This window comes from Georgenia sp. X1117 (assembly GCF_057784635.1).
In genome coordinates, this window is record NZ_CM173492.1 from 2,208,265 (window position 1) to 2,234,806 (window position 26,542).

The 26,542-nt window shown below is 72.0% G+C and carries 26 protein-coding genes; 19 read left to right on the forward strand and 7 right to left on the reverse strand.

Features of this window, described 5'->3' with window-relative positions:
* The first annotated feature begins 163 nt into the window (after positions 1-163).
* Entirely contained in the window at positions 164-985 is an 822-nt protein-coding gene (locus tag AC3D3D_RS10155) for a mycofactocin-coupled SDR family oxidoreductase (RefSeq protein WP_463661954.1), read from the forward strand.
* Between the two features lie 146 nt (positions 986-1,131).
* On the opposite strand, the gene AC3D3D_RS10160 is transcribed toward AC3D3D_RS10155, so the two are convergent.
* Together AC3D3D_RS10160 and AC3D3D_RS10165 are read right to left on the reverse strand one after the other, a co-directional pair.
* Positions 1,132-1,467, reverse strand: coding sequence for a hypothetical protein (locus AC3D3D_RS10160; protein WP_463661955.1), 336 nt, complete (start codon positions 1,465-1,467; stop codon positions 1,132-1,134).
* Between the two features lie 193 nt (positions 1,468-1,660).
* Positions 1,661-2,638, reverse strand: a complete 978-nt coding sequence (locus AC3D3D_RS10165; RefSeq protein WP_463661956.1) for an ABC transporter substrate-binding protein — start codon at positions 2,636-2,638, stop codon at positions 1,661-1,663.
* 353 nt (positions 2,639-2,991) lie between these two features.
* On the opposite strand from AC3D3D_RS10165, the gene AC3D3D_RS10170 reads away from it, so the two are divergent.
* From AC3D3D_RS10170 to AC3D3D_RS10190, 5 genes are all read left to right on the forward strand, one after another.
* On the forward strand, positions 2,992-4,236 hold the full coding sequence (locus AC3D3D_RS10170; RefSeq protein ID WP_463661957.1) for a flavin-dependent oxidoreductase: 1,245 nt from the start codon (positions 2,992-2,994) through the stop codon (positions 4,234-4,236).
* Between the two features lie 114 nt (positions 4,237-4,350).
* Positions 4,351-5,142 (forward strand): SDR family NAD(P)-dependent oxidoreductase, encoded by a 792-nt coding sequence (locus AC3D3D_RS10175; RefSeq protein WP_463661958.1) that lies wholly within the window; start codon positions 4,351-4,353, stop codon positions 5,140-5,142.
* Positions 5,143-5,165: 23 nt separating this feature from the next.
* Positions 5,166-6,554: an aldehyde dehydrogenase family protein gene (locus tag AC3D3D_RS10180; protein ID WP_463661959.1), complete on the forward strand. Its 1,389-nt coding sequence runs from the start codon at positions 5,166-5,168 to the stop codon at positions 6,552-6,554.
* Complete coding sequence (locus tag AC3D3D_RS10185) at positions 6,541-7,566, forward strand: ABC transporter substrate-binding protein (protein ID WP_463661960.1); 1,026 nt, start codon at positions 6,541-6,543, stop codon at positions 7,564-7,566. The genes AC3D3D_RS10180 and AC3D3D_RS10185 overlap by 14 nt, the downstream gene beginning before the upstream one ends.
* Positions 7,567-7,657: 91 nt before the next feature.
* Positions 7,658-8,440, forward strand: a complete 783-nt coding sequence (locus tag AC3D3D_RS10190; RefSeq protein WP_463661961.1) for an IclR family transcriptional regulator — start codon at positions 7,658-7,660, stop codon at positions 8,438-8,440.
* Positions 8,441-8,503: 63 nt separating this feature from the next.
* On the opposite strand, the gene AC3D3D_RS10195 is transcribed toward AC3D3D_RS10190, so the two are convergent.
* A complete protein-coding gene (locus tag AC3D3D_RS10195; RefSeq protein ID WP_463661962.1) occupies positions 8,504-10,210 on the reverse strand; it encodes an alpha/beta-hydrolase family protein in 1,707 nt (568 codons plus the stop codon).
* A 279-nt stretch (positions 10,211-10,489) separates the two neighbouring features.
* Between AC3D3D_RS10195 and AC3D3D_RS10200 the strand changes: the two genes are divergently transcribed.
* The 12 genes from AC3D3D_RS10200 to AC3D3D_RS10255 all read left to right on the forward strand — a co-directional run bounded on the left by AC3D3D_RS10200 (position 10,490) and on the right by AC3D3D_RS10255 (position 23,153).
* Positions 10,490-11,959, forward strand: a complete 1,470-nt coding sequence (locus AC3D3D_RS10200; protein WP_463661963.1) for a sensor histidine kinase — start codon at positions 10,490-10,492, stop codon at positions 11,957-11,959.
* On the forward strand, positions 11,947-12,588 hold the full coding sequence (locus tag AC3D3D_RS10205; protein ID WP_463661964.1) for a response regulator transcription factor: 642 nt from the start codon (positions 11,947-11,949) through the stop codon (positions 12,586-12,588). The genes AC3D3D_RS10200 and AC3D3D_RS10205 overlap by 13 nt, the downstream gene beginning before the upstream one ends.
* Positions 12,588-13,442, forward strand: coding sequence for a DUF4097 family beta strand repeat-containing protein (locus AC3D3D_RS10210; protein WP_463661965.1), 855 nt, complete (start codon positions 12,588-12,590; stop codon positions 13,440-13,442). Before AC3D3D_RS10205 ends, AC3D3D_RS10210 begins: the two co-directional genes overlap by 1 nt.
* Positions 13,443-13,492: 50 nt before the next feature.
* Complete coding sequence (locus AC3D3D_RS10215; protein ID WP_463661966.1) at positions 13,493-14,329, forward strand: IclR family transcriptional regulator; 837 nt, start codon at positions 13,493-13,495, stop codon at positions 14,327-14,329.
* Positions 14,330-14,759: 430 nt separating this feature from the next.
* A complete protein-coding gene (locus AC3D3D_RS10220) occupies positions 14,760-15,710 on the forward strand; it encodes a dihydroorotate dehydrogenase (RefSeq protein ID WP_488511945.1) in 951 nt (316 codons plus the stop codon).
* Positions 15,710-17,005, forward strand: coding sequence for an MFS transporter (locus AC3D3D_RS10225; protein ID WP_463661968.1), 1,296 nt, complete (start codon positions 15,710-15,712; stop codon positions 17,003-17,005). Before AC3D3D_RS10220 ends, AC3D3D_RS10225 begins: the two co-directional genes overlap by 1 nt.
* Positions 17,006-17,008: 3 nt before the next feature.
* Entirely contained in the window at positions 17,009-17,551 is a 543-nt protein-coding gene (locus AC3D3D_RS10230) for a hypothetical protein (RefSeq protein WP_463661969.1), read from the forward strand.
* The gene (locus AC3D3D_RS10235) at positions 17,548-18,804 is read left to right on the forward strand and encodes a Zn-dependent hydrolase (RefSeq protein ID WP_463661970.1); all 1,257 of its coding nucleotides are present in this window, start codon (positions 17,548-17,550) and stop codon (positions 18,802-18,804) included. The genes AC3D3D_RS10230 and AC3D3D_RS10235 overlap by 4 nt, the downstream gene beginning before the upstream one ends.
* Positions 18,801-19,727: an iron-sulfur cluster-binding protein gene (locus AC3D3D_RS10240; protein ID WP_463661971.1), complete on the forward strand. Its 927-nt coding sequence runs from the start codon at positions 18,801-18,803 to the stop codon at positions 19,725-19,727. The genes AC3D3D_RS10235 and AC3D3D_RS10240 overlap by 4 nt, the downstream gene beginning before the upstream one ends.
* Positions 19,724-21,043, forward strand: a complete 1,320-nt coding sequence (locus tag AC3D3D_RS10245; protein ID WP_463661972.1) for a dihydroorotase — start codon at positions 19,724-19,726, stop codon at positions 21,041-21,043. The genes AC3D3D_RS10240 and AC3D3D_RS10245 overlap by 4 nt, the downstream gene beginning before the upstream one ends.
* Before the next feature lie 79 nt (positions 21,044-21,122).
* Positions 21,123-21,536: a hypothetical protein gene (locus tag AC3D3D_RS10250; RefSeq protein WP_463661973.1), complete on the forward strand. Its 414-nt coding sequence runs from the start codon at positions 21,123-21,125 to the stop codon at positions 21,534-21,536.
* Positions 21,537-21,710: 174 nt separating this feature from the next.
* Positions 21,711-23,153: an alanine/glycine:cation symporter family protein gene (locus AC3D3D_RS10255; protein WP_463661974.1), complete on the forward strand. Its 1,443-nt coding sequence runs from the start codon at positions 21,711-21,713 to the stop codon at positions 23,151-23,153.
* Positions 23,154-23,288: 135 nt separating this feature from the next.
* Here the strand turns inward: AC3D3D_RS10255 and AC3D3D_RS10260 are convergent, their stop codons facing one another.
* Both AC3D3D_RS10260 and AC3D3D_RS10265 read right to left on the reverse strand, forming a co-directional pair.
* The gene (locus tag AC3D3D_RS10260) at positions 23,289-23,798 is read right to left on the reverse strand and encodes a Dps family protein (RefSeq protein ID WP_463661975.1); all 510 of its coding nucleotides are present in this window, start codon (positions 23,796-23,798) and stop codon (positions 23,289-23,291) included.
* 225 nt (positions 23,799-24,023) lie between these two features.
* A complete protein-coding gene (locus tag AC3D3D_RS10265) occupies positions 24,024-24,428 on the reverse strand; it encodes a hypothetical protein (RefSeq protein ID WP_463661976.1) in 405 nt (134 codons plus the stop codon).
* Positions 24,429-24,608: 180 nt separating this feature from the next.
* Here AC3D3D_RS10265 and nagB point away from each other — a divergent pair, with 180 nt between their 5' ends.
* Positions 24,609-25,379, forward strand: a complete 771-nt coding sequence (gene nagB, locus AC3D3D_RS10270; RefSeq protein WP_463661977.1) for a glucosamine-6-phosphate deaminase — start codon at positions 24,609-24,611, stop codon at positions 25,377-25,379.
* A gap of 107 nt (positions 25,380-25,486) precedes the next feature.
* Here nagB and AC3D3D_RS10275 read toward each other — a convergent pair whose 3' ends face one another.
* Positions 25,487-25,747 carry a CopG family transcriptional regulator gene (locus tag AC3D3D_RS10275; RefSeq protein ID WP_463661978.1) on the reverse strand — a complete coding sequence of 87 codons (261 nt, stop codon included), beginning with the start codon at positions 25,745-25,747 and terminating at the stop codon, positions 25,487-25,489.
* A 166-nt stretch (positions 25,748-25,913) separates the two neighbouring features.
* The gene (locus tag AC3D3D_RS10280; RefSeq protein WP_463661979.1) at positions 25,914-26,486 is read right to left on the reverse strand and encodes an NADPH-dependent FMN reductase; all 573 of its coding nucleotides are present in this window, start codon (positions 26,484-26,486) and stop codon (positions 25,914-25,916) included.
* Between the last annotated feature and the right edge of the window lie 56 nt (positions 26,487-26,542).

Here is a 26,542-nt window from a genome sequence, read left to right on the forward strand (position 1 = left end):
ACGAGCGGGTGGCCACCGACATGGATCGAGCCGATCCCCAGTCGGTCGCCGCCCGCTCGTGAGTGGGCCGGGCGCTCCGGCGCGCCACATCCACTGTTCACCGACCAGCCGGACCGACCGGCCGGTCGTCCTCCGTCCCCCCAACTCAAGGAGTGATCGATCAATGTCGAAGGAGCTCGAGGGCAAGGTTGCCTTCATCACCGGAGCGGCGCGGGGCCAGGGCTGCGCGCACGCCGTCAAGCTGGCGTCGATGGGCGCCGACATCGTCGCCTACGACATCGCCGGCTCCGCCGGTGACTTCCTGCCCTACCCCGCAGCCTCGGCCGAGGACCTCGCCGAGACGCAGCGCCTCGTCGAGGAGCTCGACCGGCGCATCATCACCGTCCAGGGCGACGTCCGTGACGCTGCCGCGCTGCGCGCCGCCGCCGACCGCGCGGTCGCGGAGCTGGGCAGCATCGACGTCGTCGTGGCCAACGCCGGCATCTGTGAGCCCGCCAAGTGGCAGGACATCACCGAGGAGTCCTGGCGGGCCACGATCGACATCAACCTCACCGGTGTGTGGAACACGATCACCGCGACGGCGCAGCACATGATCGACGCCGGCAACGGCGGCTCCGTCATCGTCATCTCGAGCTATGCCGGCAAGAAGGTCCAGCCGATGATGATCCACTACACGAGCTCGAAGCACGCTCTCGTGGGCCTGACCCGCGGCTTCGCCGTCGAGCTCGGGCTGCACGGCATCCGCGTGAACTCTGTCCACCCGGGCGGCGTCGCCACCCCGATGGGCGGCGGCGGCATGCTCGACGCCATCGAGGCCTCCACCAAGGAGAACCCGAAGGTCAACCAGATGGGGCAGTCCTTCATCGAGCCGGGCTGGCTCGAGCCGGAGAAGATCTCCGACGTCGTGGCGTTCCTCGCCTCCGACGCCTCGGGCGGGATGACGTCGGAGCACCTGAGCGTCGACCTCGGCACGCAGTACTTCTGACCGGTGCGGGTCCTGGGCGCTGACCGCGCCCGGGACCGGCCGGGACGACGACGCCGGCGGGACCGTCATGGTCCCGCCGGCGTCGTCGTGCTTTCAGCCGTGGGGGGCGGGTGGCCGCCCGCCCCGCCTCAGGACGCTGCTCGATCTCAGGAGTCCGACGGGGCCTGTCCCGGCGGGGTCGGCATCGGGGGCGTCGGACGCATGGTGCCGTCGTCCTCGGCGTCGTCGGAGGACCCGCGACGCTCCTCGACGACCTCCCCGACCTTCTCCGCCGCGCTGCGGACCGCGGAGGCCGCGGCGCCGGGGGCCTGCTTGGCCAGGTCGCCCGCCTTCTCGGTCGCCTGCTCGCGCACCTCGGCGACGCGGGGGTTCTCCCACACGCTGGCCGCCTGCTGCTTGAGCTTCTCGTACTGGCCTCGGCCGGCCCGCGCGCCGAGCACGAAGCCCACGCCGAGGCCCGCCAGGAACGACACCTTGCCCATGTTGTCCTCCTTCGTCGGGTACGGGACCGAGCCTAGAGGTGCGGCGGCGTCCTGGCGCGCGGTGGGCGCGACGTCCGCGGTGCGATCGCCCGCCCGGGGTCCCGGGGTCCGGAGGCCCAGAGGTCTCGAGGCCCCGGCTCTCAGGCACTCAGCGCGACGACGAGGACCGCCGGCGTGGGGCCGAGCCGATCCGTCACTCGAGCACGAGGGCGTCGAGGTCCGTCGGCTCGGCGATGTACCCCTCCGCCACCATGCGCTCGGAGAGGAAGGCGAGGGAGTCGACGTCGATCTCGTGGCCGTAGTGCGGCAGCACGACCTGCTCGGCGACCTCCGGGTCGATGTCCGAGATCTCGCCGAGCGCCTCGCGGAACGCGTCCGGGTCGGTCTCGACGGCGTCCACCGTCGCGGCCAGTCCGGCGCGGAAGGCCTCGATCACGTCGGGGTTCGCCTCGGCGTACTCCCGGGTCGTCTGGAAGATGCCGATCTGCAGGTGGGGGTAGGCCTCGGCGTACGGGTGGGCGACGACGCGGTCGCCGGCCTGGATGCCCATCGTGCGGAAGGGCTCGATCACCCACGCCGCCTCGACGTGACCGGAGTCCAGGGCCGCCAGCATGTCCGGGAACCCCAGCTCCGTGTACTCGATGCCGGCGGGGTCGGCGCCGGCCGCCTCGACGGCGGCGGAGATGGTGATGTCCCCGATGTTCTGCAGGGTGTTGACGGCGACCTGTCGACCGGTCAGATCGGCGGTCGAGGCGATCTCGGAGTCCTCCGGCACCAGCACCGCGGAGAAGTCTTCCTCCGGGTCGTCGGTGGCGAAGGTGCCGGGGGCGAGCAGCACGAGCGGCAGCCCCTGGTCCGCGGCCAGCAGGGCGCTGACCGCGTTGCCGCCGCTGATGTCGAGGTCGCCGCTGAGCGTGCCCGGGATCGCGGCCGCGCCGCCCGCCGAGGTGTCGATCTCGACGGTCAGTCCCTCGGCCTCGAAGTAGCCCTCCTGCACGCCGTACTCGAGGAAGGCCGACGGGATGCCGGCGGTCTCACCGACCCGGACCGTCGTGGTCCCGTCCTCGCTCCCGGACTCGCCGGTGGCCTCGTCGTCGGACCCGCCGCAGGCAGCCAGCGCGAGGGTCGCGGTGACGGCTGCGGTCAGGGTGAACGAACGCGATCGGTACATGGGGCCTCCTCGGGCGAGCGGACGCGTCGGCGCATCCTGGGTGCTTCCGGGCCGCATCCGCGGCGGTACGGGTCGGGTGATGAGCGGACCCGGGTGATCGAGACGCTAGACCGCCACCCGCCGGCGGGAACGGAACAGGGCGTGAGTTCGATCCTGAGGAACTCTCCGGTAGCTCGCGGACCTTCTCGGCACGATTCGCCGTCGGGGTTCTATCCTGCGGAACTCGAACCAGCTTTCCCGCCCGGCGAGGATCGACCTTCCTAGCATCACGGCCAGGGCCGTCCGGTCCGTGCCGGCGGTGGGCAGCACCGCGTCAGTCGCGAGGGAGCGTCGTCCATGAAGGTGGCCAACGCATGAAGGTCGTCGTCGCCGGAGCCGGCATTGCCGGACTCACCCTGGCCCTCGATCTGCACGCAGCCGGGATCGGGTGCGAGATCCACGAGGCCGCGCCCGAGATCAGTCCGATCGGCGCGGGCGTCAACCTGCTGCCCCACGCCACGGGCGTGCTCGACCGGCTCGGCCTGCTCCCCGCGCTCGAGCGGGTGGCGGTCGAGACGCGGGAGGCAGCCTTCTTCACCCGGCACGGCCAGCACGTGCATACCGAGCCCTCCGGCCGGTTCGCCGGCTACGACCGCCCCCAGCTGTCGATCCACCGGGCCGACCTCCACCTCACCCTGCTCGCCGCTGTTCGGGAGCGGCTCGGTGCCGACGCCGTCCACCTCGGTCACCGTGCCACCGGCGCCACCGACGAGGGCACGTCCGCCGTGCTGCACGTCGTCGACGAGGCAGGCCGACAGATCGAGGCGCGCGGCGACGTCGTCGTCGGGGCGGACGGCGTGCACTCCTCGATCCGGGCGCAGCTCTACCCGGACGAGGGGGCGCCGCGGTACTCGGGCGTGACCATGTGGCGCGGGGTCGTCGAGCAGGAGTCCTTCCTCACCGGCGCGTCGATGACGCGGATCGGGTGGCTCGCCAGCGGCAAGATGGTGGTCTACCCCGTCCGTCCGCCCGACGCCGCGGGCCGCCAGCTCGTCAACTGGGTGGCGGAGGTCGAGCGGCCCCGGCCGCAGCGTCGCGAGTGGAACCGGCAGGGCCGGCTCGAGGACTTCCTCGACGTCTTCGAGGACTGGCGTTTCGACTGGCTGGACGTGCCCGCCATGCTCCGCGCGACCGAGACGGTGCTCGAGTACCCGATGGTCGACCAGCAGCCGCTGCCCCGCTGGTCCTTCGGCCGGCTCACCCTCCTCGGCGACGCCGCCCACCCGATGATCCCTCGCGGCTCGAACGGCGCCGGCCAGGCGATCCTCGACTGCCCCGCGCTGGCGCGGCACCTCACGGGCAGCGACGACGTCGTTGCCGCGCTCACCGCCTACGACGACGAACGTCGGCCCGCCACCGCTCAGGTCGTGCTGACCAACCGCACGAACCCGCCCGACACCATCCTCCGCGAGGTCTACGAGCGCACGGGCGACCAGCCCTTCGAGCGCATCGAGGACGTCATCAGCGCCGAGGAGATGACGGCCATCTCCGACCGGTACAAGAAGGTGGCCGCCTACGACCGGGAGCGGCTCTCGTCGTCGGGACGACGCTCGTCCTGACGTGGTGCCACGTCAATGTGGTACCCGAACGGGACTCATGTCTTCACCGCTCGTGCGCCGTCCGGCGCCCGAGCACCGGTCAGCCAGCACGCGCCATCGAGGGACGGAGACGGGATGAATGCGATCGAGGAGAAGGACGCCGCTCCGGGTGGGGGCCCGGGGGTGAGGAGGGCGGTGGTCACCGGCGGCGGACGAGGCATCGGCGCCGCACTCGTGCGTGCGCTGGCCGCGGCCGGGGACCGCGTCGTCATCGCGGACCTCATCGACGACGGCGCTCGGCTGGCCGAGGAGCTGGCAGCCGACGGGGCGGACGTGACGTTCGCGCGGACCGACATCAGCGACGAGCGGTCTGTGGACGCGCTCGCTGCGCACTGCCGTAGCGCCCTCGGCGCCGTCGACGTGCTCGTGAACAACGCCGGCATCTACCAGTCGCTCGGCGCGAAGGTCCCCTTCGAGGAGATTGAGCCCGAGGCGTTCCGGCGCGTGCTCGACGTCAACGTCACCGGCACCTGGCTCGTCACGCGGGCGCTGCTGCCGCTGCTCGAGGGCGGCACGGACGCCCGCGTCATCTGCACCGCCTCGTCGACCGTCCACATGGGCGTGCCGCACTTCGCGCACTATGTCGCGTCCAAGGGTGCGGTGATCGCCCTCGTGCGGGCGCTCGCCCCCGAGCTCGGCACGCGGGGCATCACGATCAACGCCGTCGCGCCGGGCCTCGTCGATACCGAGGCGACACGCGTGCTCAACGGCGAGGAGTACCTCCCCACGGCCGCGCGACGCCGCGCGATCCCGCGAACCATGGTGGCCGAGGACCTCGTCGGCGCCGTCCGGTTCCTCGGCGGACGGGAGTCGGGATTCATCACGGGACAGACCATCGTCGTCGACGGCGGTGTCGTCTTCCTATGAGCACGCAGACCGGAAGGACACCCATGCAGGACACGATTGTCGACAAGGCGACCGGGGCGGTGCTCGGCGACGTCGCCCTCGACGACGCCGGTTCGACCGACCAGGCGATCGGACGGGCGCAGGAGGCGTTCGACCGTGGGCCGTGGCGGCACGACTCCCACCTCCGGCAGGCTGCCCTCGCCGGCTGGGCGGACGAGCTGGACCGGCACGCCGACGAGCTGGCCGGGATCCTCCGCGCCGAGACGGGCAAGGTCCGGCGCGAGTGTGACCGCGAGGTGGCGATGGCCGTCGACGCCCTGCGTCACAACGCCGGCGCAGCACGGTCGGTCGCGGGGACGACCCATGAGCTCCCCGACGGCAGCGTCGGGCACGTGGCGCGGGTGCCGGTCGGCCCCGCGGCCTTCATCACGCCCTGGAACTGGCCGCTGTTCCTCCTCCTGCGCGACATGGCGCCCGCGCTGGCGGCCGGCGTGACGACGGTGATCAAGCCGGCGCCCCTCACGCCGTTGGCCACCGCCCGTGCGGTCGAGCTCGCGGACGGGCACGTCCCGGACGGGGTCCTCAACGTCGTCGTGGGCGGCGCGGAGGTCGGGCAGCAGCTCAGCGCCGACGACCGGCTCAGGGTCGTCGCCTTCACCGGCTCCACCGAGGTCGGACGCACGGTCGCCCGGACGGTGGGCGGACGCCTCGCCCGACCCTTCCTCGAGCTCGGCGGCAAGGGCGTGAGCATCCTCCACGATGACGCCGACCTCGATGCCGCGATCGAGGCGATCATGACCTTCGCGTTCATCACCGCCGGGCAGATGTGCATGGCGAACTCGCGGGTCCTCGCGCACCGGTCGGTCGCCGACGAGGTGCGCGACCGCCTCGTCGACCGCGTGTCCGCGATGGTCGTCGGGCACCCGGACGACCCGTCGGTCGACACGGGCGCGATCATCTCGGCCGCGCAGGCCGAGCGGATCCGTGGCTACCTCGACATCGCCAGGGCGGACGGCACGCTGCTCGTCGGCGGTGACCGACCGGCCGGGCTCGATCTGCCAGGCGAGTTCCTCACCCCGGCGGTCGTGGCCGGCGACGCGATCGACACGCGACTGCTCACCGAGGAGATCTTCGGGCCCGTCGTCACCCTGGAGACGTTCGACTCCGACGACGACGCGGTCCGCAGCGCCAACGCCACGGACTTCGGGCTCGCGGCGGCGGTGTGGACGAACGACCTCCGGCGCGCGTGGCGCTCGGCGCGGGCGCTCGACTTCGGAACCGTCTGGCTCAACCGGTACAACCGGACGTTCGCCGAGGTCCCCTCGGGCGGGATGAAGGCCTCAGGGGTCGGTCGCACCCGGGGCTTCGAGGGGATCCACGAGTTCATGGAGCTCAAGCACATCAACGTCGACCTCGGTCATGACTCCCACTGACATGGCCGCCACCACCTCGATGAAGGACAACAGCATGCGTAAAGGCCTCATGATCGTCGGCGCGGGAGCACTGGTGCTCGCCGGCTGTGGCGGCGGCGAGAGCACCTCGGCCGGGGACGGCGGCGACGGAGCCTCGGGTCTGACCGAGGTGACGATCGGCGTCATCCCGATCCTCGACGTCGCTCCGCTCTACCTGGGGGTCGAGCAGGGCATCTACGAGGAACACGGTATCGACCTCAGCTTCGAGAGCGCGCAGGGCGGTGCGGCGATCGTGCCCGCGGTCGTCTCCGGCGAGTACGACTTCGGCTTCTCGAACACGACCTCGCTCATGCTCGCGCAGACCAACGGCCTCGACCTGGAGGTCGTGAGCCCGGGCGCCTCGTCGACCGGGGACCCGGAGGACGACTTCGGCGCGATCCTCGTGCCCGAGGACAGCGAGCTGGAGTCGGTGGCCGATCTCGAGGGGCACAGCGTCGCGATCAACACGCTGAGCAACATCAACGACACGCTCATCCGTGACGCGGTCGACCGCGCGGGTGGCGACTCGTCCGCCATCGACTTCGTGGAGATCGGCCACGCCGACATGGTCTCCGCACTCGAGAGCGGCCAGGTGGACGCCATCTGGGAGGTCGAGCCCTTCCTCACCATCGGCCGCGACACCGGGTTCCGCGACCTCTACACCCTGTACGCGGAGGCGACGCCGGACCTCACGGTCGCGGTCTACTTCACCACGGCGGTGTTCGCCGAGGAGAACCCGGACGTCGTCGAGGCCTTCGTCGAGGCGACGGCGGAGTCCCTCACGTATGCGACGGAGAACCCGGACGAGGCACGTGACGTGCTCACCGAGTACACGGAGATCGACCCGGAGATCATCCCCGAGCTCACCCTGCCGGCCTTTCCGACCGAGGTGAACATGGAGTCCGTCGAGTACGTCGCCGACGCCGGGGCGCAGTACGGGCTGTTCGCCCGCGAGGACGTCGACCTCGAGGCGCTGTTCCCGCGGTCCGAGTGAGGTCGGTGCCGACCCGGGTCGCCCGCCTGGCGACCCGGGTCGGCACCGGCGCGACACGGTACCGGCGTCGGGCGTGACGGAAGATGGGCGCATGAGCACGGGCGAGGGGTCGCGGCCGACGTCGGTCGACAACGCGCTCGAGCTCCTCGCCGAGGTCGGACGCCGGGGCGAGATCCGGGTCCACGAGGCGGCCGCCCATCTCGGGGTCGCACGGTCGACCGCGCACCGGCTCCTCGGCGCACTCGTGCGTCACGGCCTCGTGCGCCAGCCCGATCCCGGTGGCCCGTACCACCGGGTGACCCTGCCGGAGCAGCCGGCCCTGCCGCGCGTGACCCGGGAGGTCCTGATCGACGTCGGGTCCCCGGTCCTCGAGCGGCTGCGCGACGAGATCGAGGAGACCACCCACCTGACCGTGCTGCAGGGCAACGGCGTGCGGTTCGTCGCCGGCTTCGAGGGCCTGCACGAGCAGCACACGCCCCTGCGGGTGGGGCTGCTCCTGCCGGCCCACGCCACCGCCGCCGGCAAGGCCATCCTCGCGGCGCTGCCCCCGGAGACAGTGCGCAACCTCTACCCGCGCGGCGCCCAGGTGCTGGGCGACACGACGCTGTCCTCGGCGGACGAGGTGCTCGAGCACCTGCGGCTCGTCGCACGCCGCGGGTTCGCCACGAACGTGAGCGAGTCGGGGGCGAACCTCACCGCCGTCGCCGTGGTGGTCCGTGACGGGGCCGCCGCGCCGGTGGCCGCCGTCGCCGTCGCGGGGCCGACGCAGCGGATGCCGGCGGTGCGGATCCCGCACGTCGTCGCGCGGCTCCAGCGCACCGCGGTCGACATCCAGGCCGGGCTGCTCGAGGACTGGGCCGGGCCGGCCGGTTGAGGCGGGCGGCGGGTACGAACCGCAGTCCCGACGGCGACGCACCGCACCCTCGACGGTGACGGGTCAGCGGCCCGGGACGAGGCCCGCCCGGATGACCTGCTGCAGCTCGGTGTGATCCTGGCCGAGGTCGTACCCGAGGACCGCGGCCCAGCTCGGCAGCAGCTCGGAGTGGTAGCTGTGGGCGGTGCCCCCGTGCAGCGTGACCGACCTCGGCATGTCGACGGCGGTCTGCCAGAACGTCACCCACGGGTACCAGTTGACGGCGTCGGAGACCTCGCGGCCCGCCTTCTCGCGGATCCACCGCGGTGCGCGCCACAGCAGCTCGGGCGACCAGAACACCACCGGGTCGTTGGAGTGCTGGTGGAAGACGTGCCGGGGCTCCTCCCACGGCACGTACGGCTCCCCGTACTGCCCGTGGGTGAGCTCGCCGGGGCGCGAGACGAAGCGGACATGGCGGCCGTGGTCGATGATCGGCAGCACCTGCGGCGAGCCGCGCCGGGAGGAGGCCTCGAGCTCGCGCCACATGGGCGTGTAGCTCGGTGTGCCGATCCACACGCCGCCGGCGGTGCGCTCGAGCATGTCCGCCGCCGAGGAGAAGGCGGCCAGACCGCCGTCGGTCCCCAGGGACTCTCCGCCGGCGTACAGCTTGGGCCTGCGCTCGGCGGGCACCGCGAGGACCTCGCGCTCGACGGCCTCGAAAAGCGCCCTTCCGGCCCGGCGCGAGGTCAGCCGGTCGGAGACGTAGGCGAGCCCGCTCGGCAGGTAGGAGTACTGCATGGAGACGATCGCGCAGTCACCGCCGGTGAGGTACTCGATCGAGGAGCCGTTCCACTCCTGCACCCAGCCCGAGCCGGTCCCCGTGAGCACGACGACGACGCTGCGCTCCAGCCCGCCGGCCCGGACCAGCTCGTCGGCGGCGGCCTGGGCGGTCGCCTCGATCTCGCGGTCCTCGAGGAACCCGGCGTAGGCGCGGACGGGCTCCATCGCCGGACGCCCGGTCACGCGTTCGATGTCGGCGCGGCGCGGTCCGTCGCTGACGAAGACCTGGCCGTGGCGGCCCAGCGTCTCGAACGCCTCCACCGACGCCGGTGAGCCCGAGCGCTCCGGCTCGACGGGCTGCTCGCGCCCCGGGGCCCGTCGCGCGTTCTGCTCCTTGGCCTGGACCGCCATCCGGCGCAGCATCCTGCGCACGACGAAGCGGTCCGAGACGTAGAGGACCGCGCCGGCGACCAGGCCGGTCGAGACGAGGGGGACGAGGACCTTCGGCGCGACCCGTCGGACGGCGGGCGAGATCGCGCGGGCGCCGACCGTCGTCGCCCGCGCGGTGAGCAGGAGCGCGCCGAAGCCGGCGGTGCCCGCCGCCATCCCGCCGACGTGCCCGAGGGCCGGCACCGGTGCGGTGTTCGTCAGCGCGGAGATCTCGCGCTGGCGCCGCAGCGAGAGCGACAGCGCGACGGCGGTGCCGACGCCGAGCGCCCCCTGCCAGACCGCCTTCGCGCGGCGCCCGGTGGCGGGGGAGAGGTCCGAGCGGAACTTGGCGGCGCGCCCGACCCCGCGGGCCGCGGCCACGACGCCCTCGCCGACGAGGTAGCCGTAGGCCTGGGAGAGCCCGACGTTGATGGCCGTCATCCACCAGGTGCGGGGCAGCAGCGAGGGGCCCAGCGCGACCCAGGTGGCGATCTGCGCGCCGGAGGTGCCGGCGTTGTCCAGCGCCCGGAGGACGGGCCGGGTCCGTCGCAGGGCACGCCGGGCGAAGGAACGACGTCGCATGGGTGCATCCTCCCAAACGGCGGGGGTGGGCGCGTCCGCCGTCGGGTGGACCTTCGGTTGACTTGCGTGCGCTCCGCCCACCTTTCAACCGGTCATGCCTCCTCTCAACCGGCACTGTCGGTTGAAAGGAGGGCCAGCCCATTGAGAGGTGGAGGGGCGGCCGGTGGAGAGGCGCCGGCGCAAGGGGCGAGGGCGGAGGGCAGGTGGGGGATATCCCCCAGAAGGAGTCGCTGCCAGCACGGTGCCCCGGCGGTGTCCCCCGGCAATAGCGTCTGTGTCATGAACACGCCAGCCTCCGCCTCGGCGCACGACCGCCCCGACCGATCCGGTCGCGCCGGCGACACCGCCGCAGCCCCCACCGGGAGCCCGACCACCCCGCTGCCCGCCGCCGACACCGCCCCGCTGCCCGCCACCGCCGCGGCCCCCACCGCCGCAGCCCCGCGCTCCCCGCTGCCCGCCGACCCCACGACGTCGACCACCCGACGCCGCAGCTCGAACCCGCGCGCCGTCGTCGACCTCGCGGCCTCGGGCCTCGCCGACCTCTTCTTCTCCGCCACGTTCGGCTTCGGCCTGGCCATCGTCGTCGTGTCGGTGCTGGCCACCGGCGTCGGGATGACGCTCATCGGCATCGGCCTGCTGCTCGTCCTCGGCATCCTCTACGTCATGCGCTGGGGCGTGGTGGTGCACCGGTGGAAGGCGCGCGCGCTCTACGGCGTCGAGACCGCGACCGGATGGCGCAGCCCGCCGCCGCACACCCGCCGCCCCGGCCTCGGCGGCTACGCCGGCCGGCAGTGGGACCGGCTCAAGGACCCCGAGCTGTGGCGCGGGTTCGGCCGGATCGCCGCCGGCGGCCTCATCGGCGTCTTCCTGCTCACCTTCGTCGTCTGGTGCATCCAGCGGGTCGGCATCACGGTCGCCGGCCTCGCCCGCGGCTACACCGGGATCGCGTTCGGCCCGTGGGTCGTCGACACCTGGGTGATGGTCCTCATCGCCCTCACGCTCCTCGTCCTCGCCGTCGGCGCCTGCCTGCTGTTCGCCGTCATGTCCCGGGCGATGGACGCCGAGCTCCTCGGGGCGGTCACCCGCGCCGAGTACAACGAGCGCATCACGCACCTCGAGGGCGCCCGCCACGGCGCGGTTTCCGCCGCCGAGGACCAGCGCCAGCGCATCGAGCGCGACCTGCACGACGGCGTCCAGCCCCAGCTCGTCAACGTCGCCATGACCCTCGACCTGGCCCGCCGCGCCATGGCCACCGACCCCGCGCAGGCCTCCGCGCTGCTCGACGAGGCGCACGCCGGCTCGAAGGACGCCATCACCTCCCTGCGGCAGACCGTCCGCGGTATCCACCCGGCCGTCCTCACGGACCGCGGCCTCGACGCCGCCCTGTCCGCCGTTGCCGCCCGCTCCACCGTCCCGGTCGACCTCGCCTTCGAGCTCGACGAGCGGCTGCCGGCCGAGATCGAGGCGACCGTCTACTTCGTGGTCGCCGAGGCGCTGAACAACGTCGCCAAGCACTCCCACGCCTCCTCGGCCCGGGTGACCGTCCGGCCGACCGGCGAGGAGCGCGACCGCATCCTCGTGGTCGTCTCCGACGACGGCGGGGGCGGCGCCACCCTCGAGGCCGGCGTGAGCCACACCGGGCTGCGCGGCATGCGCGACCGGCTGGCCGCCGTCGGGGGCACGCTCACCGTCACCAGCCCCGCCGGGGGCCCGACGACGATCGTGGGTGAGCTGCCGTGCGGATCGTGATCTGCGAGGACTCCGTCCTCCTGCGCGCCGGCCTTGAGCGGCTGCTGCACTCCGCCGGCCACGAGGTCGTCGCCTCCCTGCCCGACCCGACCGGGCTGCTCGACGCCGTCGACGCCGGCACCGACCTGGCCCTGCTCGACGTGCGGATGCCGCCGAGCTTCACCGACGAGGGTGTCCGCGCCGCGCTCGAGCTGCGCCGCCGCCACCCGCACGTGGCGATCCTCCTGCTCTCCCAGTACGTCGAGCACGCCTACGCGGCCGACCTGGTCGCGCAGCACCCCCACGGGCTCGGCTACCTCCTCAAGGACCGGGTGGCCGACGTCGCCGACTTCCTCGAGGACGTCGAACGGGTCGCCGCCGGCGGCACCGTCCTCGACCCCGAGGTCGTCTCGCAGATCCTCGTCCGCACGCGAAGGAGCCAGCCCTTGTCCGACCTCACCCCGCGCGAGAAGCAGGTCCTCTCGCTCATGGCCGAGGGCCGGTCAAACGGCGCGATCGCCGCCGCCCTCAAGGTCTCGCCCGGCTCCGTGGAGAAGCACGTCTCGGCGATCCTCCTCAAGCTCGACATCCCCAACACGCCCGACGAGAACCGCCGCGTCCTGGCGGTCCTGCGCTACCTGGAGTCCTGATGAGTACCCACGACAACCGGCCGTCGGCCACCGACGGCGCCACCCCTGCCATCCGCCCCAACCCCGGCCGCACCGCCCTGGTCAGCATCAGCGGCCTCCTGCTCGCGGCGTCCTTCGCGGCGCCGGCGATCGGCTACGTCCAGGCCAGGCCGGACGGCCAGCCGGTCGACGAGGAGGGCACGTCCGACGCGCGGTCCGTGTCGATCGACGTCGAGCGCGGCAACGTCGAGATCGTCCGCGCCGAGGGCGACGCCGTCGAGTGGAGCGTGAGCGGCGGCAGCCCCACCGCCACGGTCGAGGTCGACGACGGGGAGAACCTGTCGATCGAGGTCTCCGACGCCCGCCGGCTGTGGGGCCACATCGGCCCCAGCATCGACCTCTCCTGGCTGGGCGCGAACAACGCGGGGACGAGCGTCGTCGTCGCGGTCCCTGACGGCACCGACGTCGATGTCGAGTCCTCCTTCGGCCAGGTGCACGCCGAGGAGGTCGCGCTCGGCGACCTCACCGTGGACGCCAGCTTCGGCAGCGTCCGGGCGAGCGGCTCGGCCGAGGACGTCGACCTGTCGCTGTCCAACGGCGACGTCCGCGCGGAGGACCTCGCCGTGACCGGCGCGATCGACATCTCCCTCAGCTTCGGCGACCTCGACCTGCGCTCGCCCGAGGTGCCGACCTCTGTCCACGCCGTCTCCTCCTTCGGTGACGTCATCGTCGCGCTCCCGCCCGGCCCCTACCGCGTCTCGCACGGCGCCGACCTCGGGGACGCCATCGACGACCTCACCGTCACCGGTGACGGCGAGCCCGTCCCCGTCACCCTGGAGACCAGCTTCGGGTCCGTCCGCGCCGAGACGTACTGACCTGCGGCGCGCCGTAGTATGGCGGGCGTCGTCGAGGATGAGGAGAGCCGGTGCAGCCCATCGTCCGCGCACTCGCGATGCTGCGGAGCGTGGCCGCGCAGCCCGGCGGCGTCTCGCTCTCGGACCTGTCCCAGGAGCTCGACATCCCGCTCGCGTCGGTGCACCGCACGATCAACGTCCTCGAGGACGAAGGCTTCGTCACTCGTTCGATCACCAACCGTCGGTACTTCATCGGTCCGAGCGCCCGTGAGCTCGGCTCGCTCGATCATGCCCGGCAGTCCCCGCTGGTCACCACGCACTCCGCCGTCGCCCAGGCGGCGAACGAGACCGGTGAGACGGTGTTCCTCAGCAGCCTGGTGGGGCGCCAGGTGGTGTGCGTCGCCCTCAGCGAGTCCCGGCACCAGCTGAGGCTGTTCGTCCGTGTGGGGCAGGCCATGCCCTTCCACGCGTCCGCGGCCGCACGCGTCGTGCTGGCCTGGCAGGACACACGGACCGTCCAGGACCTGCTCGGCGAGGGCCCGCTCACCGCCTTCACGGCGGACACCCTGACGTCCCCTGAGCAGGTCCTCTCCCATCTGAGGCACGTGCGGCAGCAGGGTTTCGACACCTGCAGCCACGAGCTCGACGACGGGGTGTGGGCGGTGGCCGCCCCCATCCGATCCTCGACGAACGACATCGTCGCGTCCGTCACGCTGGCGGCACCGACCCAGCGGCTGGGAACGGCTCGTCGACGCGATCTCGCGACCCGGACGATCGTCGCGGCGGCACGCCAGATGTCGGCCGACCTGGGATGGGCGGCCGTGCCACAGGTCGCGTCGGACGCGGATGTCGCCGGCGTGCGCGATGCACCACGATCGAGCCCCGGCGACGCGGTCCCGTCGGCGTAGCCGGCGCCACGCGGGACGGGTGGGCCTTCCGGCCCCCGGGCGGCCACTGCGGCCCCGGGCGGGCCGTATCTCCGCGCCGGTCGCGTCCCCGGGCGGGCCGCCGCCCGGTGGTGGAGGCCGTACCTGTGGTGCGCGGGGGTGCGACGTCGTGGTCGTCCGTGGATCGACGGGCGTCCTCCTCGTCGGTGCGGCACGCGAGCAGCGTCAGCGCTGGGACCATGCGCTCCGCTGCCGTGTGACGGAGCAGATCAGCGGATGAGTTCCGCCGCACGGATGACGCGCGAAGTTCCCCCGGATCAAGTACGTGATCCGGGTTGACGCGTGCCAGGCCACGTGACAATCTCCCAGCACTTCCGTGAGACCGAAGGGGGTCTTTTGCATGGCGAGTGAACTGGTCCAGCCTCGCGCGGTCGATGACGTCGAGACAGCTGTGGATCTCTCGACGACTCTTGGTGGAGTCGTCCTCGACAACCCGGTGATGCCCGCATCGGGCTGCTTCGGGCCCGAGATCGGGTCGGTGTTGGACCTGTCGGTCCTCGGGGCGGTGGTGAGCAAGACCGTGTTCGCGGACACGCGGGCCGGCAACCCTGCGCACCGACTGACCGAGACGAGTCACGGGGTGCTCAACAGCGTCGGGATCCCCAGCCCGGGTTCAGAGGCGTTCAGGAGTGGCACGCTGCGGCGCTACCAGGAGTCGGGCACACGGGTCGTCATCTCGATCGGCGGGCTCGTGGCGGACGAGTACTACCGCATCGCGGAGGAGTTGTCCAACGAGGCCATCGACCTCCTCGAGGTCAACGTCTCCTGCCCGAACCTCGAGCACGACGGACTCCCCCTCGGCACCTCGCCTACCCGTACCCGAGACCTGCTCGAGGAGATCGCACGCCGGACGGACATCCCGCTCCTCGTCAAGCTGGTGCCCACCGTGACCGACATCCGTGAGATCGCCCGGGCGTCCGAGGACGCCGGCGCCGCGGGGGTGGTCATCGCCAACAGCTTCCCCGGCCTCGCGGTGGACGTGGCACGACGGGAGTCGGTCCTCGGCGCCGGGGCCGGTGGCTACACGGGACCCGGGGTGAAGCCGATCGCGTTGAAGCTGGTCCGCGACGCGGCGGTCGCAATCGACATCCCCGTCGTCGGTTGCGGCGGCATCTGTACCGCGACGGACGTCGTCGAGTACCTCGTCGCCGGCGCGACCGCCGTCCAGATCGGCAGTGCGACCTTCACCCGCCCGGACACGATGGCACGTGTCGTCGCCGACCTGCCGGCGCTCTGCCGGGACCTCGGGGTTGCCCGCGTCGCTGACCTCATCGGAACCCTTGATCGGCACCACGATCCGCACACAGCCGTGCACACCACGGATCACCAAGGAGAGAAGTGATGAACACCGACGACACCATGCGATCCGGACCGCCCCATCGTCCGGAGCCCCGGCGGGCCTCCACGGTCGACGACGAACAGACACCGGAGGAACGCCGGTACGCGCGCAAGGCCGTCCTCGCCTCGGCGGTCGGTTACGGGCTCGACGGCTTCGACCTCCTCATCCTCAGCTTCGCGCTGAGCGGGATCACCGCGTCGTTCGCACTGACGGACGGGAGGGCCGGATCCCTCGCGACCATCACCCTCTTCGGTGCGATGCTCGGTGGTTTCGTCTTCGGCACCCTTGCCGACCGGTACGGCCGGGTCAGGATGCTCACCTACTCGATCGTGCTCTTCGCGGTGTTCACCGGTCTGACCGCCCTTGCGCAGGGCTACTGGGACCTGGCGATCTACCGGTTCATCGCCGGCGTCGGGATCGGCGGTGAGTTCGGTATCGGCATGACCCTCGCCGCCGAGGCAGTCCGTGCCCGGTACCGCGCCCGCGCCACCTCCTGGGTCGGGATCGGTTTCCAGCTGGGAGTCCTCGCCGCGGCCCTGGTCTCGGCACCGGTCCTCAGCATCTGGGACTGGCGAGCCCTGTTCCTCATCGGGGCCGTCCCCGCGCTCGTCGCGGTCGTGATCCGTCGGCACACCGAGGAGTCGCCGACGTTCGTCGAGCAGCGGAAGACCCAGACCGGCTCGGCCCGCGAGCAGAGCTGGCGCTCGCTCCGCGGACTGGTCGCGGACGGGCGGACGACCTGGATCTCGATCGCCATGATCATCATCACCTCGGTCCAGAACTTCGGCTACTTCGGGATCATGATCTGGCTCCCGAGCTACCTCAACGAAGAGTTCGGCCTCGACCTGGTGGGGTCCTCGCTCTGGACCGCGGTCACCATCGTCGGGATGATGCTCGGGATCATCGTGTTCGGCCAGGTCGCCGACCGTCTCGGCCGACGCCCGGCGTTCTGGATCTTCCAGCTCGGCGCCGCGGTCTCGGTCCTCCTCTACAGCATGATCGACACCCCCGGGCTCTTGCTCCCGGGCGGGTTCGTGCTTGGCATCTTCGTCAACGGGATGATCGGCGGCTACGGCGCCCTGATGGCCGAGCTCTACCCCACGGAGTCCCGGGCGACCGCCCAGAACGTCCTGTTCAACATCGGCAGGGGCATCGGCGGGTTCGGACCGGTCGCGATCCCGGCGATCGCTGCGACGCAGGGATTCCCCTTCGCCATCGGCTCCCTGTCCGTCATCTACGTCATCGCTTTCGTGACGATGGTGTTCGTCCCCGACCGTCGTGGTGCGGAGCTGGAGTAGGTCATGGGTGAGGACGCGATGACGAACGCCTTCGCGCAGGCCCGGGACGAGGCCGAGGCCCGCACGCAGCTGCTCGACGACCTGCGGGCACTGGCGGCAGAGAGGGACGGGCTGCCGGCGCCGTCCGACGCGCTTACGCGACCCTCGGTCCTGCGCCGGCTGGCACGGCGCCTGGCCGAGCACATCCCTCCCGTCACCGATCGACTGCTCGTGCCGGACCTGGACGGGCTGCCGCTTGCGGCGGCCGTCGGACTCGCAGCCGGCCTTCCCTTCGCGGTCGTGCTCCCGGACGGTGACACCTTCGGGGAGGTGCATCCCTCGGAGCGGGTCACGCTCCTCGCGTTCGACGCGGCGGACCTGCCGAGGCTCGTACGGGCCGTGGAGGCGCGTCAGATGCTCGTCGGTGCGCAGCTCGCCGTGCTCACCTCGTCGGACGGTACGGAGGACGTCGGAGGGGACGAGGCAGGTACCGACGACCGACCCCCGTCCGGGACGCCGCCGGTCGTCGTCCTCGCCGACGAGATGGAGAAGGAGGTGCCCGCGTGAGCGTCCGACCTGACGAGGTGGATCGCCTCATCTCCTCGTTCGCCGCTCTCAGCGAGCCGGACTCCGGTCCCGGGGTGACCAGGCTTGCCTACTCCACGCTCGAGCGCACGGCGCACGAGCTGTTCGCCGACCATGTCCGCAACCTCGGTCTGACGGTGCGCACGGACGCCGCAGGAAACACCATCGCCGAGCTCGCCGGTACGGAGCCGGGGCTGGCCGCCCTGGGCACCGGGTCGCACCTCGACTCCGTGCCGAACGCGGGGTCGTTCGACGGGATCGTCGGCGTCGTCGGGGCGATGTTGGCCGCCGAGGAGATCTCCGGTGGCGAACCGCTGCACCATCCGCTGCGCCTGGTGGTCTTCGCCGGGGAGGAGGGGGCCCGGTTCGGACAGGCGTGCTCGGGGAGCCGCATGGCGACCGGCCAGCTTCCCCGTCATCGCCTCGACGAGCTCGTGGACGCGGACGGCACGACCCTGGCCGACGCGATGGCGTTGGTCGGTCTCGACCCGGACGCGGTCGAGAGCGCGTCGTGGCACTCGGACGACTGGGCGGCGTTCGTCGAGCTCCACGTCGAGCAGGGCAGCGTGCTCGACTCCGTCGGCGTCCCGATCGGTCTCGTCGATACGATCTCGGGGAGCACACGACTGACCATGGAGATCGTCGGTCGGGCGGCGCACACGGGCGGTACACCGATGCACCTGCGGGTCGATGCGCTCGCAGCGGCCGCACAGATCGTGCTCGCCGCCGAGTCGATCGCGTCCGACGCGTGGCATCGCGGTACCCGGATGACGGTCGGTCGGCTCGAGGTCGAGCCCGACTCCATCACCACCATCCCCGGTCGCGTGCGGCTGGCGGTCGACGTACGTGACGTCGACGACGAACGGCAGCGGCGCGCGGCCGACGAGCTCGTGGCTGCGGCGCAGGAGATCGCCCGCGAGCGCGGGGCCGATCTGCACGTGGAGCCGGTCGGAGACGTCTCGCCCGCGGTGCTGCCGCTCCGGGTGCGGCAGGTCGCGGCCGCCGCGGCCCGGGAACTCGGCCTGCGTTACCGGGTCATGCCGAGCGGGGCCAGCCATGACGCGCAGGTCGTGAGCTCCGTCTGCCCGACAGGAATGATCTTCGTCCCCAGCCTCAACCACGGGATCAGCCATGCACCCGAGGAGCTGTCAGCGTCCGAGGACATCGCGCGGGGTGTCGATCTCCTCGTCTCGACGTTGAGAGCACTCGACGCGATGAGGGAGGACGACCGATGACGATCGACCAACGAGCCGTTGCCGCGGTGCTGACGCATCCGGCCGAGGACCTGCCGTTGCGGACGCTGCCGCCGCGGACCCGTCCGGTCATCACCGCGAGACCTGTCACGATCCTGCGGCAGCTCAGGCTCTCCGAGCGGTACTACGCCTTGACCCTCGACGCGCCGGAGATCGCAAGAACGGCACTCCCGGGCCAGTTCGTCATGCTGACGGTCGCCCGCGCGGGCGAGTCGGTCCCAGCGCTGCCCCGGCCCATGGCGATCTACGCCGTCGAGCCGGACCGTGGCGAGGTCGAGATCCTGTACTCGATCGTCGGCGACGGCACGAGGCGGCTGACACGGTTCGCCGCCGGCGACGAGATCGTCACGGTCGGACCGCTCGGGCGGGGGTTCGACCTCGACGGCAGTCGGCACGTCCTGCTGCTCGGCCGGGGGATCGGATCGTGCTCGTTGACGACCGTGGCGCAGGCCGCGTACGCCGAGGGCGTCGAGATCTCGGCAGTGAGCTCAGGGCGTGACCGGAGCGGTGTGATCGGGGCCGACCTCTACGCTGCGCACGGTGCGCGCCTGTACGGCGTCACGGACGAGGCGGGGACGTCCGACGTGGCGGTGCTCGAGCGTCGCCTCGTCGACGAGTTGTCCGCCGAGCCCCCCGACGCGATCCTCACGTGCGGCTCGAGACGGCTCGCGCGGATGGCGGTCCAACTCGGTCAGCGGTGGGGGGCGCGGGTCCAGGTGTCGATCGAGGCGCACATGGCCTGCGGCCTGGGCTACTGCCACGGCTGCTCGTCGGGAGCCAGGAGCGAGGGCGCCGAGAGCCCGCTGGTCTGCGTCGACGGACCGGTGTTCGAGGTCGCCGTCGACAGTGTGGACAAGGACCGAGGCGCATCGGACGGTGCGGCCGTGGACGGGGAGGACGCATGAGTCTCGAGGTCCTGCGGGGGGTACGCCCCCTCGACGGGGACGCGGTCGACGTGAGCATCGCGGACGGCGTGGTCGTCGAGGTGCGTCCTGCGGAGCTTGCTCCCCACGACGCGGCGGAGAGCAGCCCCGACCTGCGCGGAGCGATCCTGCTGCCGGCCTTCGTCGATCTGCACACCCACCTGCGGGAGCCCGGCGGGGAGGACGCCGAGACGGTGGCCACCGGGACGCGGGCCGCGGCGGCAGGTGGGTACTCCGACGTGTTCGCGATGGCGAACACCGATCCCGTCATCGATCGACCCGTCAGGCTGGAGCAGGCTCGCCGCGCCAACGACCGCGGCGGTGCGACAGCCGTCCACCAGGTCTGCTCCGTGACGGAGGACCTGGCCGGTAACCGACTCAGCCCGATCGCCGAGCTCGCCGACGCCGGCGTGCGGATCTTCTCCGACGACGGCAGGTGCGTGGACGACGCAGGGCTCATGCGTGAGGCTCTCGAGATCGCGGGTCGGCACGACGTCGTCATCGCTCAGCACGCACAGTGCGGCGAGATCGCCGACGATGGGCAGATCAACGCCGGACGGGCGGCCGAGGCGGTCGGGGCGCCGCCGTGGCCGCCGGTGGCGGAGCAGGTCATCGTCGCCCGCGACGTCCTGCTGGCGCAGGAGGCCGGCGCGCACCTGCACGTCTGTCACGTCTCGGACCCGACCACGCTGGACGTCGTCCGATGGGCCAGGTCGCGTGGGGTCCGTGTGACCGCAGAGGTCACTCCTCACCACCTGCTGCTCGCCGACGAGGTGGCAGCGAGCGGAGACCCACGGTTCAAGGTCAACCCGCCACTACGGAGCGAGTCGGCCGTCATGGCGCTGCGCGAAGGACTCCTGGACGGGACGATCGATGCGGTCGCCACGGACCACGCACCCCATCCCTCGAGCAGGAAGGTGGGGAACTGGTGCGACGCCGCCTTCGGCATGACGGGCCTGGAGACCGCGCTGGCAGTCGTGGTCCACGTGCTGACGGAGATGGGTGCGCTCGACTGGCAGCTCGTCGCCGACCTCATGTCGCGTCGACCGGCCCGCATCGGCGGGCTGGTCCCGGCCCCGTCCGACCCCGTCGAACCGGGGTCTCCCGCCACGTTCGCCCTGGTGGGTGCCGCTCCGTGGACCGTCGACCCTGACCGGCAGCTCTCGCTGTCGACCAACACGCCCTTCGTCGGTCGTCGCTTCGAGCACGGCGTGGTCGCGACGATGATCGACGGTGAGTTCGTCCACGGCCATGACGTCACGCCCGGCGGCGAACGGTCGCCCGGCCTCCGCACGTGACCTATGGAGATCGCGGTTGCTGGCCCTGGGTGGGCGGTGCAGGAGAACATGACGCAGGAGTCGAACGAGGAGGAGCTCGATGAACACGTCCATGCGAGATGACACGCCCGACGCCACGGGCCACGGGCAGGCCGACGGGCACGGTGGAGCTCAGGCCGGCCGGATCGCCCAGGTCGCGGCACTCATGGAGCTCGCCGAGAAGGTGGTCGCGCAGCTTCCCGAGGTCGACGTGGTCGTCACCGGCGACCGCTCGGACGAGATCGTCCTGGGGTTCGAGGTAGCGCGGATCCTCGGGAAGGAGCGCGCGTTCATCCAGGAGGACCTGGGGATCCTCTCGGCCGCGGGTGCGAGTCTCGACGCGGCGCGGGTGGCGATCGTCCTCACGTCCGGGTCGGTGCTCGGACCGGCGCCCATGGCGGGGACCGTGGGTATCGCCGGCGGTACCGTCGTCGCCACCGTCGTCGCGGACAGGGAATCCCCGGGCGAGGTCTGACCAGCGTCCCGACCCCCGACGCCGGAACCAACGGCCCCGGGGCTCCCGCCTCGGACCCACCCCTGACGACGCCACGGTGCGTCCCACGTCACACGAACGACACGTCCGGCATGGCAGTCTGCTCCCCTGCCCGCCGCAGGGCGCGGCTGACGCAGCACGGCAAGGGGGGACGGCATGGACGAGGTCGCGGTGTTTCTCGGCGAGGTCAGCGCGGTGGTGTGGGGGCCGTGGATGCTCATCCCGCTCCTGGGCATCACCGGCGTCATCCTCACGTTCCGGCTGCGCGGCATCCAGTTCCGCAGTCTCGGCCCCGCGCTGCGGCTCGGGCTCAAGGACCGCAGGGACGCGGGCGCCGACGAGGGGGACATCTCGCAGTTTCAGGCGCTGACCACGGCGCTCGCCGCCACGGTCGGCACCGGCAACATCGTCGGCGTCGCGACGGCCATCGCCATCGGCGGGCCCGGCGCGCTGTTCTGGATGTGGGTCACCGGCCTGTTCGGCATGGCCTCGAAGTACACCGAGGCGTTCCTGGGGGTGCGGTTCCGCACCACCGACGCCGCCGGTGAGAAGTCCGGCGGTCCTCAGTACTACCTGCAGCGCGGCATCCGGGGGCCTGCGGGCAAGTTCCTTGCCCTGTTCTTCGCCATCGCCGCCGTCATCGCGTCCTTCGGCATCGGCAACATGACCCAGGGCAACTCGATCGCCGGCAACATCGAGGGCTCCTTCGGCGTCGACACCTGGATCACCGGCGCCGTCCTGACGATCGTCGCCCTGGTCGTCCTCGTCGGCGGGATCCGGTCGATCGGCCGCGTGACCGCGGGCTTCGTGCCGGTGATGATCGTCTTCTACGTCCTCGGGGCCCTGTTCATCCTCGCCGTCAACATCGGCGACCTGCCCGCCGCGCTCGGCCTGGTGTTCACGGACGCCTTCACCGGGACCGCGGCGACCGGCGGGTTCGTCGGCTCGACGATCATGCTCGCCGTCCAGTTCGGCGTGGCCCGCGGCATCTTCTCCAACGAGTCCGGCATGGGCTCGGCGGCCATCGCGGCCGCGGCCGCCAGGACGACCCACCCCGTCCGTCAGGGCCTGGTCTCGATGACCCAGACCTTCATCGACACGATGATCGTCGTCAGCTGCACCGGCCTGGTCATCGTCACCACCGGGGTATGGGAGGCCGGCGAGGGCGCCGCCTCGACGATGACCGGCGCGGCCTTCACCCACGGCCTGCCCGGCGAGTGGGGCCACTACATCGTCACCATCGCGCTCGCGATGTTCGCCTTCTCCACCGTGCTGGGCTGGGCCTACTACGGCGAGCGGTGCATGGAGCGGCTCTTCGGGCGCCGACTGGTCATGCCCTACCGGGTGCTCTTCTCGCTGGTGGTCTACGTCGGGTGCACCGTGTCGATCGAGGCCGTGTGGAACTTCTCCGACGTCGCCGACGGCCTCATGGCCCTGCCCAACCTCATCGGGCTCATCGTCCTGTCCGGCCTGGTGGCCCGCGAGACGCGGCACTACCTGCGCAACGACCCGGGGCTGCGGGCCGACAAGGCGGAGGTCGACGCCTTCATGACCGGGCACGACGGCGGCATCGACACCTACGAGCAGACCGGCAGGTAGGCCTCGGCCCGCGCCGAGACGGCCGACGGCCTGCGCCGGCCCGCATGCAGGGCCGCACCGGCCCGCGCCGAGACGGCCGTCGGCCCGGGCAGCAGCAGCTGCCCGGGCCGTCGGCGTCGTCGTGCGCGAGAGGGATCAGGCCCCGGCGGCGCCGCCCACGTTCTCGAGGTGGGCGCGGATGAACCACTGGAACTTCTCCAGCTCGGCGGTCTGGCCGATGTAGATGTCCTCGGTGACCGGGTCGACCTCGCCGGCGTTGGCTATCGCCTTGCGGTGGTCCTCGATGACGCCGGTGTAGACGACGTCGAGGGCGGCGAGATGCTCCTGGGTGCCCGCCTTGCCGACGGCGTAGTCCTCCCACGTGCGGTCCTTGACCAGCGCGCCGGGCGTGCCGATGGGCTCGGCGCCGAGGGTGGCGATGCGCTCGGCGAGCTCGTCGGCGTAGCCGCGCACGAGCTCGATCTGCGGGTCGAGCATCTCGTGCACCGCGATGAAGTTCGGGCCCGTCACGTTCCAGTGCGCGTGCTTGAGCGTGAGCTGGAGGTCGTTGAGGGCGTGCAGGCGGTGCTGCAGCTCGTCGGCGACGGAACGGCCCTCGGTCAGCGTGAGGCCGGGGACGGTGTATGCGTTGGTGGAGTCAGCCATGATCAACCCTTCCGCGGCCGGCGGGCCGCTCCTCGAACTGGTCCCGCAGGGGGGGCGCGCGGTGCGCCACGCGGTGCGGGTTCGATGGGTCCAACGCTAGTTCGACCCGCGGCCGTCGGCCACCGTCAGGCCCGATTTTCCGCCCCGGGCGAGATGTCGCGTCGGGCACGCAGGACAGGCTGTCCTACCTCGTCAGGGGGCTGCGCAGCGGCCTCGGAGAGCCGCTCAGCGGCCGGCGAGCACCGAGGTGATGTCCGCCAGGCCGGTGTGCGCGGTGAGCAGCAGGTGGACCCCGAGCGCGGCGCCGACCGCACCCACGACGAGGGCCCACAGCGGGGCGCGCCGCTCGGGGTCGGGGCCGCGACGGCGCAGAAGGATCCACGCCAGGGCGAGGAGCAGGCCCGCGCCGGCGACCAGGTGGGCGAGGTCGAGGCGGAAGAACTCCACCACGGCACCGTTGACGACGTTCATCTGCTCGATGCGCAGGTCGAGGGTGTGGCCGAGGACCACGAGGGTCAAGGTCAGCCAGGTCGGTGCGGGGACGTGGCGGTACCAGGGTCGCGCGGTGTCGTCGCTCGCGTGACCGGGGGCCGTGGCGGTGGCGCCTCGGGCGAACGTGGGGGAGGTCATGCCCGGATCATGGCCCGCTGCGGCGTCCCCGTGCGGCGTGGTGTCGGGGCACTCCTGTCCGGTCAGAGGTGCCCGCTCGGGCACACTGGACGGCGGCCGGGTGCCCCCGCGCCACCGACCCGGCGGAGCGCCGGGCTGTCCAGGGAGCGTCCCTGGACCGGCAGAGAAGAGGTCACGGACATGGATGTCGTCATCCTCCCCACCCCCGAGGCGGTCGGTGAGCGCGCCGCCGGGGTCGTCGCGTCGATCCTGGGGGCGGCCGGACCGGAGCCGGTCCTCGGTGTGGCGACCGGGTCGAGCCCGCTCGGCCTCTACGAGGCCCTCGCCGCCCGCGTGCGGGCCGGGGAGCTCGACCTCTCGCGCGCCGTCGCCTTCGCGCTCGACGAGTACGTCGGCATGCCGGCCGACCACCCGGAGTCCTACCGCACCGTCGTGCACCGGACCGTGACCGTGCCGCTGGCGATGGACCCCGAGCGGGTGCACCTCCCCGACGGGTCCGCCGACGACCTCGAGGCCGCTTGCGCCCGCTACGAGCAGGCGATCATCGCGGCCGGCGGCGTGGACGTCCAGATCCTCGGCGTGGGTGCCAACGGGCACATCGGGTTCAACGAGCCGGCGACCTCGCTGACCTCGCGCACGCGGGTGGAGATCCTCGCCGACCGGACCCGCCAGGACAACGCCCGGTTCTTCGAAGCCCCGGAGCAGGTGCCGGTGCACGCCATCACCCAGGGGCTCGGCACGATCCTCGACGCCCGGCACCTCGTGCTGGTGGCCACCGGCGCCCAGAAGGCCGACGCCGTCGCCGCGGTGGTCGAGGGTCCGGTGAGCGCGCGGTGGCCGGGCTCGGTGCTGCAGATGCACGCGGAGGTGACCGTCGTCGTCGACGAGGCCGCTGCTTCGCGTCTGGAGCTGGCCGACTACTACCGGTACATGGACGCCCACCGGCTCTAGCGTTCGGCCGTGCTCGTCGTCCAGGGGGCCAGCCACAAGGGCGCTCGTGGCGGCCGCGATCGCATCGTCGTCGCTGATTCCGTGCTTGCGCGCCGACGGCGCGACGATCATGCCTGCGCCCACTCCCGGACGGCGGCACGGATGGCTGCCGAGCGATCGAGTCCCTCGCGTTCGGCCCTCGCCATCAGCTCGACCAGCTCGGCGTCGGAGAACCGTGTCGGCACGACCTGCGATGCGCGTTCCGCTCGTGGTGGTCGCCCCCATCGCCTCTGGAGCTCGTCCGTGTCGTAGCCGGCCTCGGCCTCGTCGGCCCACGCCTGCACCTGAGCGTCCGAGACCTCGCGACCCTGGATCATCCGCCTACTCATTCATGTATCGTATTACGTAATACGATAGTGGTCGACGACTCTGCGTCCCGATCGGTGCTGTCCCGCTCGCGCCGCCGCACACGCCGCGGCGCCGCCGACCGGGGGATCGACGGCGCCGCGGGCTGCCGGGTCGACCCGGCGTGGTGGTGTGCGGGGGCTCTGTGCGTCAGACGGCGACGGCCGCGCCGCGCAGCGGGGCCAGCGCACCACTCATCTGCTCGACCGACTCCAGCAGCGCGCCCAGCTCACCGGCGCGACGCTCGGCCGGCTGCACGCCGTTCTCGCCGAACTCGGTGAACAGGCTGAGCGAGACCTGGCCGCGCACGGCGACCATCTGGGCGTTGGCCACGATCTGACGCCACTGCTCGACGGCGCGCACGCCGCCGTCGGCGCCGTAGGAGACGATGCCGACAGCCTTGTGGGCCCACTCGGGCGCGATGGTGTCGAAGGCGTTCTTGAAGGCGCCGGGCACGCCGTGGTTGTACTCGGGGGTGATGAAGATGAAGCCGTCGTACCCGTCGATGGCCGCACCCCAGGCGCGTGCCTCGGCGGTGCCGTACTCGCGGTTCGCCGCACCCGGGACGACCGGGTCGGTCAGGAGCGGCAGGTTGAAGTCCTTGAGGTCGACCAGCTCGTAGTCGGCGTCCTCGCGTCGCTGGGCGATGCCGTTCACCCAGTCGGCCACGGTCTGGGCCGAGCGGCCCTCGCGGATGGAACCGATGATGATGCCGATCTTCATGCGTGTCTCTCCTGTCGTGGTGGTTCGCGGGACGACCGGAACCTCGCAGGTCGCGG

Bases quoted from the DNA above. Each gene is read 5' to 3' on its own strand.
- AC3D3D_RS10245 (WP_463661972.1), top strand. From the start codon at position 19,724: ATGAGTCTCGAGGTCCTGCGGGGGGTACGCCCCCTCGACGGGGACGCG.
- AC3D3D_RS10185 (WP_463661960.1), top strand. From the start codon at position 6,541: ATGACTCCCACTGACATGGCCGCCACCACCTCGATGAAGGACAACAGC.
- AC3D3D_RS10280 (WP_463661979.1), bottom strand. From the start codon at position 26,486: ATGAAGATCGGCATCATCATCGGTTCCATCCGCGAGGGCCGCTCGGCC.
- AC3D3D_RS10230 (WP_463661969.1), top strand. From the start codon at position 17,009: ATGGGTGAGGACGCGATGACGAACGCCTTCGCGCAGGCCCGGGACGAG.
- AC3D3D_RS10240 (WP_463661971.1), top strand. From the start codon at position 18,801: ATGACGATCGACCAACGAGCCGTTGCCGCGGTGCTGACGCATCCGGCC.
- AC3D3D_RS10160 (WP_463661955.1), bottom strand. From the start codon at position 1,467: ATGGGCAAGGTGTCGTTCCTGGCGGGCCTCGGCGTGGGCTTCGTGCTC.
- AC3D3D_RS10210 (WP_463661965.1), top strand. From the start codon at position 12,588: ATGAGTACCCACGACAACCGGCCGTCGGCCACCGACGGCGCCACCCCT.
- nagB (WP_463661977.1), top strand. From the start codon at position 24,609: ATGGATGTCGTCATCCTCCCCACCCCCGAGGCGGTCGGTGAGCGCGCC.
- AC3D3D_RS10190 (WP_463661961.1), top strand. From the start codon at position 7,658: ATGAGCACGGGCGAGGGGTCGCGGCCGACGTCGGTCGACAACGCGCTC.
- AC3D3D_RS10170 (WP_463661957.1), top strand. From the start codon at position 2,992: ATGAAGGTCGTCGTCGCCGGAGCCGGCATTGCCGGACTCACCCTGGCC.
- AC3D3D_RS10275 (WP_463661978.1), bottom strand. From the start codon at position 25,747: ATGAGTAGGCGGATGATCCAGGGTCGCGAGGTCTCGGACGCTCAGGTG.
- AC3D3D_RS10255 (WP_463661974.1), top strand. From the start codon at position 21,711: ATGGACGAGGTCGCGGTGTTTCTCGGCGAGGTCAGCGCGGTGGTGTGG.
- AC3D3D_RS10250 (WP_463661973.1), top strand. From the start codon at position 21,123: ATGAACACGTCCATGCGAGATGACACGCCCGACGCCACGGGCCACGGG.
- AC3D3D_RS10165 (WP_463661956.1), bottom strand. From the start codon at position 2,638: ATGTACCGATCGCGTTCGTTCACCCTGACCGCAGCCGTCACCGCGACC.
- AC3D3D_RS10265 (WP_463661976.1), bottom strand. From the start codon at position 24,428: ATGACCTCCCCCACGTTCGCCCGAGGCGCCACCGCCACGGCCCCCGGT.
- AC3D3D_RS10180 (WP_463661959.1), top strand. From the start codon at position 5,166: ATGCAGGACACGATTGTCGACAAGGCGACCGGGGCGGTGCTCGGCGAC.
- AC3D3D_RS10195 (WP_463661962.1), bottom strand. From the start codon at position 10,210: ATGCGACGTCGTTCCTTCGCCCGGCGTGCCCTGCGACGGACCCGGCCC.
- AC3D3D_RS10260 (WP_463661975.1), bottom strand. From the start codon at position 23,798: ATGGCTGACTCCACCAACGCATACACCGTCCCCGGCCTCACGCTGACC.
- AC3D3D_RS10175 (WP_463661958.1), top strand. From the start codon at position 4,351: ATGAATGCGATCGAGGAGAAGGACGCCGCTCCGGGTGGGGGCCCGGGG.
- AC3D3D_RS10155 (WP_463661954.1), top strand. From the start codon at position 164: ATGTCGAAGGAGCTCGAGGGCAAGGTTGCCTTCATCACCGGAGCGGCG.
- AC3D3D_RS10200 (WP_463661963.1), top strand. From the start codon at position 10,490: ATGAACACGCCAGCCTCCGCCTCGGCGCACGACCGCCCCGACCGATCC.
- AC3D3D_RS10225 (WP_463661968.1), top strand. From the start codon at position 15,710: ATGAACACCGACGACACCATGCGATCCGGACCGCCCCATCGTCCGGAG.